Raw genomic sequence first — 14,826 nt, 5'->3', positions numbered from 1 at the left:
CGGACGCCTGAACGTCCGCTCTCACCAGTGCCGCACAGCGGGCACCACGCTCTGTGGCCGACCGTCAACCCGCCTCAGGACTGCCCGCCATGGGCACACCTGACACCAGCGCAGCCTTCGGAGGCAACCGGACGGTATACCGAGCACTCCAGCACTTCTCTATCACTCCCGGCCGTTCCGCCCCTGCTCCCACACGGGACAGCAGGTGGCGGGCCGGTGGACCGTCCGTGCCGGGCCCGGGCCGGCCTCGGTCGAACGACGAACGGAATGACGCCCAACACACCCATAACGAGCGGAGGTTCCGCAGGATCCGGGCTGACCGCGGCTGATCCGGAACCGGCTCCGAAGCGGCCCGCACCGGAGGTGCGAATCAGCGGAGCGCCCCCGGCGGACGCCACAGTACGCACCGGCAACGAGGAGAGTGAGGCGGGTACACCGAGTTGACGGATCCGCTGGACCGGCCAGGCGATCACGAACGCCCGGCCGACCACGTTCCCCATCGGGATCGTCCCCTCGCCGGGGTTCGCCATGTGGTAGCGGGAGTCGGCGGAGACGTCACGATGGTCTCCCATCACCCACAACCTCCCGGCCGGCACCGTCACCTTGAACGGCTGCCTCGACGGCACGTTGCCCGCCGCGAGGTAGCTCTCGTCCAGCGGCGTGCCGTTCACCGTGAGCCGCCCCTGGGCGTCGCAGCACACGACGGTGTCCCCGGGCACACCGATCACCCGCTTGATCAGATCCTGCTCGTCGTCGGAGGGCAGCAGCCCCACGGACGAGAACGCCGTCTTCAGCGCACCCAGCACCGGACCGTCCGAGGAGCGACCGTGATCCGACTCCAACCAGCCACCGGGATCCTTGAAGACCACCACGTCGCCCCGGACCGGCTCGCTGCCGAACCAGGGCGTGAGCTTGTCGACCAGTACCCGGTCGCCGATCTGGATCGTCTGCTCCATCGATCCGGACGGGATGACGAAGACCTGGACCATGAAGGTCTTCAGGACGAGCGCGACCAGCAGCGCGACCACCGCGATGACCGGCAGATCGCGCAGCAGCGAGTGCCGTCGCCGTCGCTGCGCCCTGCGCGCCGTCCGCCGCCGGTCCGCCCGCCCCCGGGCGGCGACCCGGTGCTCCGGCCCTCCCGGGCCCACCCCCGCCCGGGCCCCAGGTCCGGCTGCTTGTCCGGCCGCCTGTCCGGCGTCCGACTCCGTACCGGCGGACGCGAAGCGCCCCGCAGTGGTGTCAGCAGCACCCCGATCGGCTCCGGCGGGCTCGCCTATGGCGGGGTCGGCGGACCGGCCCCTACCGCGGCTCCCCATGGCCACCCGTCCCCTCTGCCGCGCCCACCGGACCCACTGCGGCAAATCCTGCGGGCCGGTCGAGCCCGCGCCAGCGGCCGAACGGGAAGACCAGCCAGTCCGCCCGCCCGATCACCTTGCCCTCCGGCACGAAGCCGCCCCCGGGCTCGCCCAGGTGGTCGCGGGAGTCCCGGGAGTTGCTCCGATGGTCGCCCATCATCCACAGCTTCCCCGCCGGGACCACGATGTCGAACGGCACCTGCGAAGGGACGTCACCGGGAAAGAGGTAGGCGGACTCGTCCAGCGGCACACCGTTGACCCGGATCCGCCCGTCCGTCCCGCAGCAGGTCACCCGGTCCCCACCGATACCGATCACGCGTTTCACGTAGACCGAGTTGTCGCCCCAGGCCAGCCCGAGGGCGCTCAGGAGGCGCTTCGGGGCCGACGGTTCGGCGGCGTACGGCAGGAAGGAGCCGGTGCCGTCGAAGACCACCACGTCCCCCCGGCGCACATGCCCGCCGAAGTCGTACGCGAGCTGGTTCACCAGCACACGGTCACCGGGGCGGAGGGTGTTCTCCATCGAGCCGGACGGCACGGCGAAAGGCCGGGCGACGAATGCGTTGACCAGCAGTAGTACCAGCAGGCAGATCCCGAGGAGCAGGAGGAGATCACGTGAGAACCGGCTCGGCCCTTCGACCCCAGGCTCTTCAACCCCAGACTCTTCAACCCCAGGCTGTCCAGCTGCGGGCTCTTCGACCTCGGGCGCATCCGCTCCGGGCACCTCCACGTCGGGCGAATCCCCCGCGGGCGCGCCGGGCGCGCCCGGCAGCGGGCCGCTCCGCGCCGGAGCCGCCGTCGGATCGCCGGACGGAACAGCAGACGGACCGCCGGACAAACCGCCGGACGGACCGACAAGCGCCCCGGACACGAACGCGGACCGCGACGGCGAGTCCGCACCCGAAGGTGCGGGACTGCCGTCGCGGTCCGCGAGTGGCTCGTGCGTGCTCATCGGGGCTGAGCTTATCCCTAAGGCGCTCAGCCCGGTCCGAGCGTACTGAACCCCCGGACAGGCCGGAGGTCAGCGGATCAGCGGTCGCGCTTCTCCTTGATCTTCGCGGCCTTGCCGCGAAGGTCACGCAGGTAGTACAGCTTGGCGCGGCGAACCGCACCACGGGTGACGACCTCGATCTTCTCGACGACCGGGGTGTGCACCGGGAAGGTACGCTCCACGCCGACGTTGAAGCTCACCTTGCGGACGGTGAAGGTCTCGCCGACACCCGAGCCGTGGCGACGGATGACAACGCCCTGGAAGAGCTGGACACGAGAGCGGTTGCCTTCGATGACCCGGACGTGGACCTTCAGGGTGTCACCGGCGCGGAAGGCCGGAATGTCGGTGCGCAGCGATGCCGCGTCGACAGCAGCGAGCTTGTTGCTCATGATGCTCTCCATCGCAGACGCCACGGGCCGCCTACGGAATTTCGTCACAATGGGGTGCGCTGCGGGCCGAATCGGCTGGCGGTGATCCCCCCGTGGCGGGGGCACCGGGCCACTGACCCCTACAGGAGGAGCCCAACGGCAGACAACAGTCGCCTATTCTTCCACAGCTTCGACCGCAGACCGAAATCGGCCGAGCTGCTCGTCCCAGAGCAGACCGAGGATGCTGAGCGCCTCACGGTCCTTCTTGTCGAAGGTGCCGTTCTGCCAGCGCTCGACCAGGTCGGGCCGGTTGGCGAGCGTGCGGGCGAAGGCCTGGTCGCGGCGCCACCGGGCGATCTTGCCGTGGTGACCGCTGAGCAGCACCTCCGGCACCTCTCGTCCGCGCCACTCGGCGGGCTTGGTGTAGACCGGGCCCTCCAGCAGATCGGCCATCGCGCCGGGGGCGAAGGAGTCGTCCCGGTGCGACTCCGCGTTGCCCAGCACGCCGGGGAGCAGCCGGGCGATCGCCTCGACCATCACCAGGACCGCGACCTCGCCGCCGGCCAGCACGTAGTCACCGATCGACGCCTCGACCACCGGCATCCGGTCGGCCGCCTCCTCGATCACCCGGCGGTCGATCCCCTCGTACCGGGCGGGGGCGAAGGCGAGCCAGGGCTGTCCGGCCAGCTCCTGGGCCAGCTCCTGGGTGAACGGCCGACCGCTCGGCGTCGGCACCACCAGGGTGGGCACGGTCCCCTCCGGGCCCTGGGCGAGCACGGCGTCCAGCGCGGCCCCCCACGGCTCGGGCTTCATCACCATGCCGGGCCCACCGCCGTACGGGGTGTCGTCGACGGTGCGGTGGATGTCGGTCGTCCAGCCGCGCAGGTCGTGCAGGTGCACGTCGAGCTGCCCCCGGGCGCGCGCCTTGCCGACCAGGGAGACGTTCAACGGCTCCAGGTACTCGGGGAAGATCGTGACGACGTCGATCCGCATCTCGCTCACGCGTCGCCCTTCACGTCACCGGCGGCGCCGTCGGCACCCTCTCCAACATCGGAACCGGAGCCGGTCCCGTCCCCGTCGCCGCGGTCGGTCTCGGCCTGGTCCGGGTCGATCAGCCCGGGCGGCGGGTCGATGACGGCGCGCTGGTTCTCCAGGTCGATGGTCGGCACGATCCGCTCGACGAAGGGCACCAGCACCTCGCTGTCGTCGGGCCGCCGGACGAGCAGCAGGTCCTGGTACGGGAGGTGGATGACCTCGGCGAGTTCGCCGACGAGGGTGCCGTCCAGCATGACCACGTCGAGGCCGATCAGCTGGTGGTCGTAGTACTCGTCCGGGTCGTCCGGGGTCTCCTCCGGGTCGACCTCGGCGATCAGAATCGTGCCGCGCAGCGCTTCGGCTGCGTTGCGGTCGTCGACCCCGGCGAAGTGGAGCAGCAGCCGGCCGCTGTGGACCTTGCCGGACGCGACGGTGAGCGGCCCGGCGGACGCGGGGTCGGTGAGCACCACCGCTCCCGGGCCGAGCCGGAGCTCCGGCTCGTCGGTGCGGACCTCGACGCTGACGTCACCCTTGATGCCGTGGGCGCGGCCGATCTTGCCGACGACGAGCTGCACGGTGATCGCTCTCCTGAAGTTGCGCTGTACCGGAACGGGACGCGGGACGGGACAAGGTACGGGCCATCGGAACGGGACGGCCCGGAAGGAACGGAGCTCCAGGGCCCGCCGCCTCTGAATCGGGCAGCGGGAGGACCGGCGGACCGGCGGACCCGGAAAACCGGAAAGATAAAAAGGCCGGCCAGGACGACAAGCGTCCCGACCGGCCCAAGACTGACGGCTGAGCGTCAGTGAATGCTGTCCACATCGACCAGGTCGACCCGGACGTTGCGACCGCCGAGAGCGCCGACCACCGTGCGCAGAGCGCGCGCGGTCCGGCCGCCCCGGCCGATCACCTTGCCGAGGTCATCGGGGTGCACGCGCACCTCGATGGTGTTACCCCGACGCAGGTTGCGCGAGCGCACCTGCACCTCGTCGGGGTGCTCGACGATGCCCTTCACCAAATGGTCCAGGGCGTCCTCGATCACGATCAGGCCTCGGTGGTCTCGGCGTCAGCCTCGACCTTGTCCGACTTCTTGGCCTTCGGGGTGATGGCAACACCGGTGGTGCTGTCCTCGAAGCCCGCGACGGCCTTCGCGAAGAGGTGGCTGAAGTCGGTGACCTTCGGCTCGGCGACCTTGAGCGGCGCCGGGGCCGGCAGGCCCTTGAACTTCTGCCAGTCGCCGGTCAGCTTGAGGATGGCGAGAACCGGCTCGGTCGGCTGGGCGCCGACGGACAGCCAGTACTGGGCGCGGTCGGAGTCGACCTCGATCTTCGAGGGGTCGTAGGTCGGCTGGTAGATGCCGATCTCCTCGATCGCGCGACCGTCACGCTTGGTGCGCGAGTCGGCGATGACGATGCGGTAGTGCGGGGCGCGAATCTTGCCGAGACGCTTGAGCTTGATCTTGACTGCCACGGGAGTGGGTTCTCCTGGTATTGACGTGGGTGAGCGGCCACTGCACCGCGTGGGGTTGCGGAGGCGGCTGCTCAAGGGACACGCCAGCCGTAGGAGAGAGGGGTCCTGTCTCGGCTGCCGAGTACTCAGCTGTCCATTCTGCCATACACACGCCGGACACCCTGACCGGGAGGCCGGACGACCCGGGAGTCGGTACACCGGGCGCCCCGGCGGGACCGGGTCAGCTCGACCGAGGGCTGACGCCCCCGGTTGAGCCAAGCCTCGGTCGAGCGGTGGAGCAGTGCAACATGGAGCGGTGACGAGCCGAGCGGTGAAGCGGTCGAACGTGGAGCGGTGACGAGCCGAGCGGTGAAGCGGTCGAACGTGGAGCGGTGACGAGCCGAGCGGTGGAGCAGCACCGGAGCCGGTGCGGGTGGAGCGGGTGGTATCGGAAACGCAGGCGGTACGGGCGGTGCGGGTGGAGCGGGTACCGACCGGGCCGCCGGGGCGGCCAGGATCAGGAGATCCGGAACGGCTGCTGGCAGGCGCCGCAGACGATCGACGCCTGGGCGAGCACCGAGGGCACCACCCGGACGTTGCGGCCGCAGCCGCAGACCGCCTTGACCCGGACCCCGCCGCCGGACGAACCGTGTCTGGCGGCCGGCCCCCGGAAGCTGCGGTGCGCGCCTTCGCCCGCGACCGCCAGCTGGTGTGCGCCGAGGGCGCGCTCCAGCCGCTCGATGGTCGGCGCGTAGCGCTCCTGCGTCTCGATGAGCATGGTCACCTGGGAGAAGCCGCTACTGGCATGCGGCTCGATCGGGTGGGCCAGCCCGAGCTCGGAGGCGAGCAGCAGGAAGCGGCGGTTGTGGTAGCGCCCGGCTCGCGAGGTGTCACGGATGTCGCGCGCGGCGGCCAGTCCGTGTGCGGCCTCGTGCAGCAGCCGCTCGAAACCGAGCCGGGTGCCGCAGGCCGAGGAGGACTCGCCGATCAGTGCCTCGGGCGAGGCGAGGTCGGGGAGGTCCTGATGATGGGCCTGGATGTCGCTCCAGGCGGCGGCCAGTTCGGCCGCCAGGACGAGAGGCTGTGTCGTGCTCACGCTATACCAACGATGGAGTGAGAGCCGATGTTCCGCGAGTTCCCCATCGCCGGGAATTCCCAGCGAACTCTCAGGAATGCACTGTCGTGCGTAAATTGCGCTGCTCGGATCTGACGCAAGACCAACCCCCTGCAACTCTGGGCCCAGCGAATCTCGCCGGCCTCTCGGCATCGCCCCGGGACGTGTCCGACTCCCACAGCGAACGGCCCGCAGCCGCATCGAAATTGACAGGGCCACGGGCCGTATACCGTACCGCTAGTTCAGCAGGACCGGCAGTTGACCCGTCAGTAGCCTCTCGGAAGAGTGGACGGGAAGTAGAACAATCGGACCGCAGTGGCGCAAAGAGCGACTCACCTTCGCCTCAGCGGTCCATCCACAAGTCAGGGATGGACCGCTGACGAACCACGAGGGAAGTCGATCCGAACAACCGGCGAACCGGATAGCGGGGCGAACCTCCCCGCACACCGGCCGACCGACCGTCAGGTCGGGCGGCACCGTTCGGCCGAAAGCGTCCGCCCGAGGCCATCCGGCCGCGACAGTCCGAACGCGACCGTCCGGGCGACGGCTCGGTACGTCCGGGCGACGGCTCAGTATGCGCGCGCCACGATCGCGACGTTGCCGTCCTGGTCGTCGGTCAGCGGCACCGAGCCGTCGGCCGCGACGATGCACCGCACCGAGACGCCCTGCTCGGCGAGCTTGGCCTCGCCCTCCGGGCCGAGATCGGCCCAGGAGATCCGGCCCCAGCCGGTCGCGGCGGCCTCGGCGGCCTCCTCGATCGTCTTGACCTCGACCGTGCGCGACTCGCGGCGCTCGCGGGACTGGCGGAGCAGCAGGGCCTGGTCCTCCTCCAGGATCCCGGGCAGCAGGGCGGCCAGACCGTCGATCGAGACCGGCTCCTTGCCACCGGAGATCCGGCGGGCCAGCATGGCCGTCCCGTTCTCCAGGTCGCGCGGGCCGACCTCGATGCGCAGCGGTACGCCCTTGAGCTCCCAGTCGACCGCGCGGCGGCCGAACGGGGTGTCGGTGCGGTCGTCGACCACGACGCGGACACCGGCCGCCTCCAGCTGGGCGCCGATCTCGCGGACCTTGGCGATCACCGCGTCGTCACCCTTGATCGCGAGCACGACGGCCTGGACGGCCGCCAGCCGCGGCGGGACGCGCAGGCCGTTGTCGTCGCCGTGCGACATGATCAGGCCGCCGACCATCCGGGTCGAGACGCCCCAGGAGGTCTGCCAGACGAACTCGCGCTCGGCGCCCTGCAGCTGGTACGTGGTGTTGAACGCCTTGGCGAAGTTCTGGCCCAGCTCGTGGCTGGTGCCCATCTGCAGTGCCTTGCCGTCGCCCATCATCGCCTCAAGGGTGAGGGTGTTGATGGCGCCGGCGAAGCGCTCCTTGGCGGTCTTGCGGCCGAGCACCACGTCGATGCCCAGGATGTTGGTCATGAAGTCGCCGTAGACGTCCGTGTGGATCATCGAGGCGTACTTGGTGGCGTCCTCGTACGTGGCGTGGGCCGTGTGGCCTTCCTGCCAGAGGAACTCGGTGGTGCGCAGGAAGACGCGGGGGCGCAGCTCCCAGCGGACCACGTTGGCCCACTGGTTGATCAGCAGGGGCAGGTCGCGGTGGCTCTGCACCCACTTGGAGAAGTACTCGTTGATGATCGTCTCGGAGGTCGGCCGGACGACGATCGGCTCGTCCAGCTCCTTGCCGCCGCCGTGGGTGACCACCGCGAGCTCGGGGGCGAAGCCCTCGACGTGCTCGGCCTCCTTGGTGAGGTAGGACTGCGGGATGAACATCGGGAAGTAGGCGTTCTGCGCGCCGGCCTTCTTGATCCGCGCGTCCATCTCCTGCTGCATCCGCTCCCACAGGCCGTAGCCGTACGGCCGGATGACCATGGTGCCCCGCACCGGACCGTTGTCGGCCAGCTCGGCCTTGTTGATGAGGTCCTGGTACCAGCGCGGGAAGTCGTCCGCCTGGGGGGTGAGAACGGGTGCCTTGGCCATGGGGCAGATGGTACGGGGATCGGGGCCCTGACTGTGAATCCGGCCGGGGCCGGGACAGGTGGGCCGGCCGGGAGCGCGCACGGGGGCGCACGCCCGCCGCGCGCGGATACCTCCTTGCACCCCTCTGGACGCCGGGGGCGAGCCAGGGTTCGCTGGAGGTGGGGCGGGACAGCTGGGGGGTCCGGAGGCAACAGGTCCACGGACCGGATGGGAGGCCGCGATGGCTTCGACACAGGTGGGCGGCACGACGGCACAGCGACCACGCACCCACGGCGGTGGTGGCGCGCACAGCCGGGCGCGGGACTGGGCCGAGATCCAGGAACGCATGCTCGTACCGCTCTACCAGGCCGTCTACGACCGTTTGGAGGTAGGACCGGCCACCAGTCTGCTCGGCCTCGGCTGCCGCTCGGGGCTGGCTCTGCTGCTCGCGGCCGAGCGCGGCGCGCAGGTGTCCGGAGCCGAGCCGGAGACCGAGTTGCGCGAGCTCGCGCAGGGGCGCGGCCTGCCGGTGTCGGCCGACGGGTACGAGGCGCACGGGGAGCGCACGGCCACCGCTCTCCCCCGCACGGCCCACTCGCTGGTCACGGTTTTCGACCAGCTCCCCGGCACCGAGGACCCCGCCCCGCTGATGGCCGAGGCGGCCCGGCGGACGCTGCGGGGCGGCCAGGTGGTGCTGGCCGGCTGGGGGCCGCCGGAGCGCTGCGAGAGTGCCTCCGTCCTGGACGTGGCGCACCGCCGGGCCCACCGCGGCGCCGGGCGCGCGCCGTCCGCTCCGTTCGCGCTGAGCAGGCCGGGCGCGCTGGAGGCCCTGCTCGCCGGGGCCGCCCTGCGGCCCGCCGGCAGCGGGCTGGTCAGCTGCCCGTTCGCCTACGCCGACCTGGAGAGCGCGGTACGCGGGATGCTCTCCACCGGGCTGTACCGGACGGCGGTCGAGGACTCCGGCCAGGCGGTGGTGGCCAAGGAACTGGAGGAGGCCCTCCAGCCGTACGTCCGCCCGGACGCCTCCGTCCGCATGGCCAACGTCTTCCGCTACGTGGTCGGCGACAAGCTGCGCTGAGCGCGGCCGCGCAGGGCGCCGAGCGGCATCGGGAAGACCGTGACCGCGCGGCTGCTCACGCCTCGGCCAGGCCCCCAGGGGCGCGTGGCGGTGCGCGACCCGGGCACGCCGAGAGTGCACGGTCGCGCGCGCGGTTCTCCCCCGGCCTTCGGGCGGGAGGTACCCCACGCGCCCCTGCTGTGGTGATCCGAGTACGGCTGGGGGAGGCCGCCGCTACCGCCGCTCGGCCGGCTTCCAGTCCTCGATGGTCAGCGCGAACCGCTCGTGGTCCCGCCAGCCGCCGTCCAGGAACAGCATCCGCGGGGTGAACCCCTCGTGCCGGAAACCCAGCCGCCGGGCCATCGCGATCGAACGCTCGTTGTCCGGCTGCACGTTGATCTCCAGCCGGTGCAGGCCCAGGCCGCCCTGGTGGGCCGGGGTGAAGCACTGGTCCAGCACCAGCAGCATGCCCTCGGACATCATCCCGGTGCCGGCGAACGGCAGGTACGAGTCGTAGCCGAGTGCTCCGTTGCAGAACCGGCCCATCACGATGTTCGCCACGTTGCACTTGCCGACCAGGCCGCCAGTGGCCTCGTCCACGATCAGGAAGGTGCGAAGCCCGGGGCCCTGGCGCTCCAACAGCTCCGGCAGCGCGTCCGGCTCGATCGGGTTCCACCGCCCGATGTGCTCGGCGGACCGCCGGACCGCTTCGGAGTAGGCCACCACGTCGTCGGGCCTCGGCGCCCGGATCGTCACTCGCACCCCACCATCATCGGGCATGTGTGCGGCCCGCCGCCCGGAACTTCCGGGCGGCGGGCCGCACGACGACCACCGGGTGGATCAGAGCAGGTCCTTGAACTCCTTGGGGAGCTCGAAGTCGGCCGGGCCCTTGCCCGCGCCCAGGCCGAACGCGCCACCGGGGGCGGGTGCCTCCGCGGCGCCCGGGCCGAGCGCCCGGCGCTCGGCGGCGGCCGCCTCCTCCTGCGCGCGCTTCAGCGGGTTGCCGGACTTCTTGCGGCCCTTGGCGGGCTGGGCCTTCTTGCCGGACTTCTTCGCCCCGCCGCCCATGCCCGGGATCCCCGGCATGCCGGGCATGCCCTTGCCGGAGGCCATCGCGGACATCATCTTGCGGGCGTCGAAGAACCGCTCGACCAGGTTGCTGACCTCGCCGACGCCGACGCCGGAACCCTTGGCGATGCGCAGCCGGCGCGAGCCGTTGATGATCTTCGGGTCGGTCCGCTCGGCCGGGGTCATCGACTTGATGATCGCGCCGACGCGGTTGACGTCCTTGTCGTCGATGTTGTTGATCTGCTCGCGGATCTGCCCCATGCCGGGCAGCATCCCGAGCAGCTTGGAGATCGAGCCCATCTTCTGGACCTGCTCCAGCTGCGACAGGAAGTCGTCGAGCGTGAAGTCCTTGCCGCCGCCGCTCTGCAGCTTGGCGGCCATCTTCTCGGCCTCGGCCTGCGAGAAGGTCTGCTCGGCCTTCTCGATCAGCGAGAGCATGTCGCCCATGCCGAGGATGCGCGAGGCCATCCGGTCCGGGTGGAAGGCGTCGAAGTCGTCGACCTTCTCGCCGTTCGAGGCGAACATGATCTGACGGCCGGTGACGTGTGCGACCGAGAGCGCCGCCCCGCCGCGTGCGTCGCCGTCCAGCTTGGAGAGCACCACACCGGTGAAGTCGACGCCTTCGAGGAAGGCCTGCGCGGTGGTGACCGCGTCCTGGCCGATCATCGCGTCGACGACGAACAGGACCTCGTCCGGGTCGACGGCGGCGCGGATGTCCGCGGCCTGCTGCATCAGCTCGGCGTCGATGCCCAGACGGCCGGCGGTGTCGACGATGACGACGTCGTACTGCTTCTGCTTGGCGTACTCGATCGCGTCCCGGGCGACCTTCACCGGGTCGCCGACGCCGTTGCCCGGCTCGGGGCCGAAGAACGCCACACCGGCCCGGTCGGCCACCACGTTCAGCTGGGTGACGGCGTTGGGGCGCTGGAGGTCGCAGGCGACCAGCAGCGGGGTGTGCTTCTGGGACTTCAGCCAGTGGCCGAGCTTGCCCGCGAGCGTGGTCTTGCCGGCGCCCTGAAGGCCCGCCAGCATGATCACGGTCGGGCCGGTCTTGGCGAACCGGACCCGTCGGGTCTCGCCGCCGAGGATGCTGATGAGCTCCTCGTTGACGATCTTGATGATCTGCTGGGCGGGGTTCAGCGCACCGGAGACCTCGGCGGTCAGCGCCCGGTCCTTGACCTGCTTGATGAAGGCCCGCACCACGGGGAGCGCAACGTCCGCCTCAAGGAGGGCGATCCGGATCTCGCGGGCGGTGGCGTCGATGTCCGCCTCACTGAGGCGGCCCTTGCCCCGGAGGTTCTTGAACGTCGCTGCGAGGCGATCGGAAAGAGTGTCGAACACGTCGGTCGCGGGTCCCTTGCGGCATCGGTATGGGTACGGTCGTCGCCCCCAGGGTATCCGGCCGTCCCCCGTACGGTCTCCACCCGGGGCGGAGCAGCTCAGCTGCCGGCCGCCTCCAGCACCTGGGTGACCAGCGCGACATCGGCCTTGGGGATCACGACCACGTGCTGCTGACCGGCCGCCACCAGGTCGAAGCGGGCGAACTTCCAGTGCGCCGTCTTCTTCTCCGACGGCGTCAGGGCGAACGGCCCCTGGACGGCGACGATCTCGTTGGACGCCTTGTTCTGCCAGGTGATCCGGTCCGCCGCGAGGAGCAGGTGACCGGAGGAGAGGTGCGGGATCTTGCGGCCCTTGCCGACGGACAGCATCTTGACCGTGCCGAGCGTCGTGCTCATGCACAGCACCTTGAGCGTGGTGCCCTCGCGCAGGTCCGCGAGGTCCTGCTCCGTACTGAAACGCCGTCCGCGCAACGCCGAGAGGAGGACATCGGAGAGGGTCTTGGTTCCCGCCGAGCGGCGGATCTTGGTGGTCATGGCCAGGGATCCTCGCAGAGCCGCCCGGGCGGCTCACGACCGGGCCGCTCCCCCGGCTCAGCCCAGTGCCGCCTGCACCTGCGCCGCCACCTCCCGGGCCCGGTCGGGGGTGAGCGCCAGGCCCGCCGGATCGGTGACGTAGAAGGCGTCGACGGCGTCCGCGCCCAGCGTGCTGACGTGGGCGGTGCGGACCCGGACGCCCGCGGCGTCCAGCGCCCGGCCGATCCGGTGCAGCAGGCCGGGGGCGTCGTGGGCGCGGATCTCCAGGATGGTCGCGCTGGACGAGGCGCCCGGGGCGACGCTGACCACCGGCGGCGGGGTGGGGACGCCCCGGCGGCGCGGGGCCGCCGCGTCCCGCTCGGCGAGCTTGCGGGCCACGTCCAGCGAACCGTCCAGGGCCCGGCGCAGGTCGGCCCGGAGCCTGGCGGCCTCGGGGAGTTCGCCGTACTCGGCGGCGACCGTCCAGGAGAGCAGCAGGACGGGCCCGGCGCCGATCGGGTCCAGCTCACGCAGGCCCGCCGCCCGGACGGTCAGCCGGTGCAGGGCCAGCACACCGGCCACCGTGCCGAGCAGACCCGGCTGGTCGGGGATGGCCAGGGTCAGCTCGACGCCCATCGGCTCGGCGGTGAAGTCGCCCGGTGCCGCCTGGGCGAGCAGCGAGAGCGCCGGCCCGTCGCCACGGGCGGCCTCCACGGCCAGCCGCTCCTGCTCCGCCGTCGGGTCCGCGTCGGCCGGGTAGCCGGGGGCGCCCTCCAACCGGTCGGCCACCCGGGCGACCAGACCGGCTACCAGGGAGGCCCGCCAGCCGGTCCAGGCGGCGGGGCCGGTCGCGGTGGCGTCGGCCTCGGTCAGCGCGTGCAGCAGCTCCAGGCGGGGCAGCGTGCCGACCACCCCCGCGATCAGGGCGACGGTGGCCGGGTCGTCCGGATCGCGCCTGGTCGCGGTGTCGACCAGCGTCAGATGGTGCCGCACCAGCAGCGCCAGGGTCTCGGTGTCCGCCTTGTCGAAGCCCATCCGGACGGCGACGTCCCGGACGATCACCTCGCCCGCCTCCGAGTGGTCGCCCGGCCAGCCCTTGCCCAGGTCGTGCAGCAGCGCCGCGACCAGCAGCAGGTCGGGCCGGGCCACCCGCCGGGTCATCGCGGCGGCCCGGACGGCCGTCTCGACCAGGTGCCGGTCCACCGTCCAGCGGTGCACGGCGTTGCGCTGCGGGCGGCAGCGGACCCGCTCCCAGTCCGGCAGCAGCCGGGTGATCAGCCCCTCGGCCTCGTACGCCTCCCAGACCGGGAGGCAGGACTCCCCCGCGCCCAGCAGGGTGATCAGCTGCTCGCGCGCCTCGTCCGGCCAGGGCACCGGCAGCGGCCGGGCCTCGGCGGCCAGCCGGCGCACGGTGGCGTACGAGACGGTCAGCCCGGCCTGTGCGGCCGCGGCGGCCGCGCGCAGCGGCAGCACCGGGTCCTGGGCCGGACGGGCGGCCTGGGCCAGCACCGCCTCACCGTCCTGTTCGACCACGCCCTCGGCGAGCGGGCGGCGCTCGACGGCGCCGCGCGCCACCGCGCCGGTGCCGCGGCCGGCGCCGGTGAACGGGAAGGCCAGCCGGACGGCCCGGCGGCCCCTGCTCCCGCGTGCGGCCAGAATCCGTTCGACGGACCGCCAGGTCACGTCCCCGGCGTAGGCGATGGTGCGGGCGGCCTCGTAGACCTGGCGCAGCAGGATGTCGGCGTCCAGCACGCCGAGCCGGGCCGCCACCTGGTCCTGGTCGTGCAGGCCGAGCCGTTCGGTGGCCCGGCCGGTGGTGAGGTGCAGCGCGTCGCGGACGTCGGCGAGCCGGGCGGCGGCGTCCGCCAGGCCGTCCCGGGGTGCGTCGGCGAGCCAGGTCGCGGCGATCGCGTCGAGCACGACCACGTCGCGCAGACCGCCCTTGGCCTCCTTCAGGTCCGGCTCCAGCAGGAAGGCCAACTCCCCGTGGCGCTCGGCCCGTTCGGCACAGAGCTCGTGCAGCTCGGGCAGCCGCTTGGGCGCGGCGGCCCGCCAGTCGGCGAGGACGGCCGAGCGCAGCGCGGCGGTCAGCGCCGGGTCGCCGGCCAGATGGCGGGCGTCGAGCAGGCCCAGCTGTGCCTTGAGGTCCTCGGCGGCGACCTTGCGGGCCTCGCCGAGGGTGCGCACCGAGTGGTCGAGCGCGACACCGCTGTCCCAGACCGGGTACCAGATCCGCTCGGGCAGCGAGCTGCCGACCGCGCCCTGGTGCAGCAGCAGGACGTCCAGGTCGCTGCGCGGGGAGAGTTCGCCGCGACCGTAGCCGCCGACGGCCACCAGGGCCGTGCCCGACGGAGCGCCGGCCGTCGAGAACAGCCCTGCGAGCCAGCCGTCCGCCAGCCGGGCGAGCGCCTTCCGGCGGGCGGCGCCGCTCTCGCCGGGCTCGGCGAGCAGCCGGTCCCGGGCGGATGCGTAGTCGGAGGGACGGCTGTCGTCGGCGCTGCGGCCTCCGTCCGAGGGGCGGTCTGCGTCAGAGGGGCGGTCTGCGGTCGTCACTTCGGGTTCCCCGTCCGTCGTA

The 14,826-nt window shown here is 71.9% G+C and carries 14 protein-coding genes; 1 reads left to right on the top strand and 13 read right to left on the bottom strand.

What is annotated here, in order from left to right; genetic code table 11:
• Positions 1–74: 74 nt before the first annotated feature.
• From lepB (ABD330_RS21200) to proS, 9 genes are all read right to left on the bottom strand, one after another.
• The gene (gene lepB, locus ABD330_RS21200) at positions 75–1,151 is read right to left on the bottom strand and encodes a signal peptidase I (RefSeq protein WP_344467458.1); all 1,077 of its coding nucleotides are present in this window, start codon (positions 1,149–1,151) and stop codon (positions 75–77) included.
• Positions 1,152–1,302: 151 nt separating this feature from the next.
• Entirely contained in the window at positions 1,303–2,079 is a 777-nt protein-coding gene (lepB, locus tag ABD330_RS21195; RefSeq protein ID WP_425555602.1) for a signal peptidase I, read from the bottom strand.
• A 305-nt stretch (positions 2,080–2,384) separates the two neighbouring features.
• Complete coding sequence (rplS, locus tag ABD330_RS21190) at positions 2,385–2,735, bottom strand: 50S ribosomal protein L19 (protein WP_280718426.1); 351 nt, start codon at positions 2,733–2,735, stop codon at positions 2,385–2,387.
• A 153-nt stretch (positions 2,736–2,888) separates the two neighbouring features.
• Positions 2,889–3,707 carry a tRNA (guanosine(37)-N1)-methyltransferase TrmD gene (gene trmD, locus ABD330_RS21185; protein ID WP_344467512.1) on the bottom strand — a complete coding sequence of 273 codons (819 nt, stop codon included), beginning with the start codon at positions 3,705–3,707 and terminating at the stop codon, positions 2,889–2,891.
• Positions 3,708–3,712: 5 nt separating this feature from the next.
• Positions 3,713–4,324, bottom strand: coding sequence for a ribosome maturation factor RimM (gene rimM, locus ABD330_RS21180; protein ID WP_344467451.1), 612 nt, complete (start codon positions 4,322–4,324; stop codon positions 3,713–3,715).
• 227 nt (positions 4,325–4,551) lie between these two features.
• A complete protein-coding gene (locus ABD330_RS21175; protein ID WP_344467448.1) occupies positions 4,552–4,791 on the bottom strand; it encodes an RNA-binding protein in 240 nt (79 codons plus the stop codon).
• Positions 4,792–4,793: 2 nt separating this feature from the next.
• Positions 4,794–5,219: a 30S ribosomal protein S16 gene (gene rpsP, locus ABD330_RS21170; protein WP_344467446.1), complete on the bottom strand. Its 426-nt coding sequence runs from the start codon at positions 5,217–5,219 to the stop codon at positions 4,794–4,796.
• 496 nt (positions 5,220–5,715) lie between these two features.
• Entirely contained in the window at positions 5,716–6,294 is a 579-nt protein-coding gene (locus tag ABD330_RS21165) for a hypothetical protein (RefSeq protein ID WP_344467444.1), read from the bottom strand.
• A gap of 587 nt (positions 6,295–6,881) precedes the next feature.
• Entirely contained in the window at positions 6,882–8,294 is a 1,413-nt protein-coding gene (proS, locus tag ABD330_RS21160) for a proline--tRNA ligase (RefSeq protein WP_344467442.1), read from the bottom strand.
• 220 nt (positions 8,295–8,514) lie between these two features.
• On the opposite strand from proS, the gene ABD330_RS21155 reads away from it, so the two are divergent.
• A complete protein-coding gene (locus tag ABD330_RS21155) occupies positions 8,515–9,351 on the top strand; it encodes a class I SAM-dependent methyltransferase (RefSeq protein WP_344467440.1) in 837 nt (278 codons plus the stop codon).
• A gap of 213 nt (positions 9,352–9,564) precedes the next feature.
• On the opposite strand, the gene ABD330_RS21150 is transcribed toward ABD330_RS21155, so the two are convergent.
• The 4 genes from ABD330_RS21150 to ABD330_RS21135 all read right to left on the bottom strand — a co-directional run bounded on the left by ABD330_RS21150 (position 9,565) and on the right by ABD330_RS21135 (position 14,804).
• Complete coding sequence (locus ABD330_RS21150) at positions 9,565–10,110, bottom strand: GNAT family N-acetyltransferase (protein WP_344467438.1); 546 nt, start codon at positions 10,108–10,110, stop codon at positions 9,565–9,567.
• 60 nt (positions 10,111–10,170) lie between these two features.
• Positions 10,171–11,739: a signal recognition particle protein gene (ffh, locus tag ABD330_RS21145; protein WP_344467436.1), complete on the bottom strand. Its 1,569-nt coding sequence runs from the start codon at positions 11,737–11,739 to the stop codon at positions 10,171–10,173.
• 98 nt (positions 11,740–11,837) lie between these two features.
• Entirely contained in the window at positions 11,838–12,272 is a 435-nt protein-coding gene (locus ABD330_RS21140; RefSeq protein WP_344467434.1) for a hypothetical protein, read from the bottom strand.
• 57 nt (positions 12,273–12,329) lie between these two features.
• The gene (locus ABD330_RS21135) at positions 12,330–14,804 is read right to left on the bottom strand and encodes a [protein-PII] uridylyltransferase (RefSeq protein WP_344467432.1); all 2,475 of its coding nucleotides are present in this window, start codon (positions 14,802–14,804) and stop codon (positions 12,330–12,332) included.
• Positions 14,805–14,826 lie beyond the last annotated feature (22 nt).

The organism is Kitasatospora kazusensis (genome assembly GCF_039529945.1).
In the GTDB taxonomy this organism is placed as follows: domain Bacteria; phylum Actinomycetota; class Actinomycetes; order Streptomycetales; family Streptomycetaceae; genus Kitasatospora; species Kitasatospora kazusensis.
Note: the sequence above shows the minus strand (reverse complement) of the source record. Positions and strands in the feature narration are given on the sequence as shown.

What these genes read in the sequence shown, in the direction of transcription:
- ABD330_RS21150 (WP_344467438.1), bottom strand. Translation starts at nt 10,110, where the DNA reads ATGCCCGATGATGGTGGGGTGCGAGTGACGATCCGGGCGCCGAGGCCC.
- rplS (WP_280718426.1), bottom strand. Translation starts at nt 2,735, where the DNA reads ATGAGCAACAAGCTCGCTGCTGTCGACGCGGCATCGCTGCGCACCGAC.
- trmD (WP_344467512.1), bottom strand. Translation starts at nt 3,707, where the DNA reads ATGCGGATCGACGTCGTCACGATCTTCCCCGAGTACCTGGAGCCGTTG.
- proS (WP_344467442.1), bottom strand. Translation starts at nt 8,294, where the DNA reads ATGGCCAAGGCACCCGTTCTCACCCCCCAGGCGGACGACTTCCCGCGC.
- ABD330_RS21155 (WP_344467440.1), top strand. Translation starts at nt 8,515, where the DNA reads ATGGCTTCGACACAGGTGGGCGGCACGACGGCACAGCGACCACGCACC.
- ABD330_RS21140 (WP_344467434.1), bottom strand. Translation starts at nt 12,272, where the DNA reads ATGACCACCAAGATCCGCCGCTCGGCGGGAACCAAGACCCTCTCCGAT.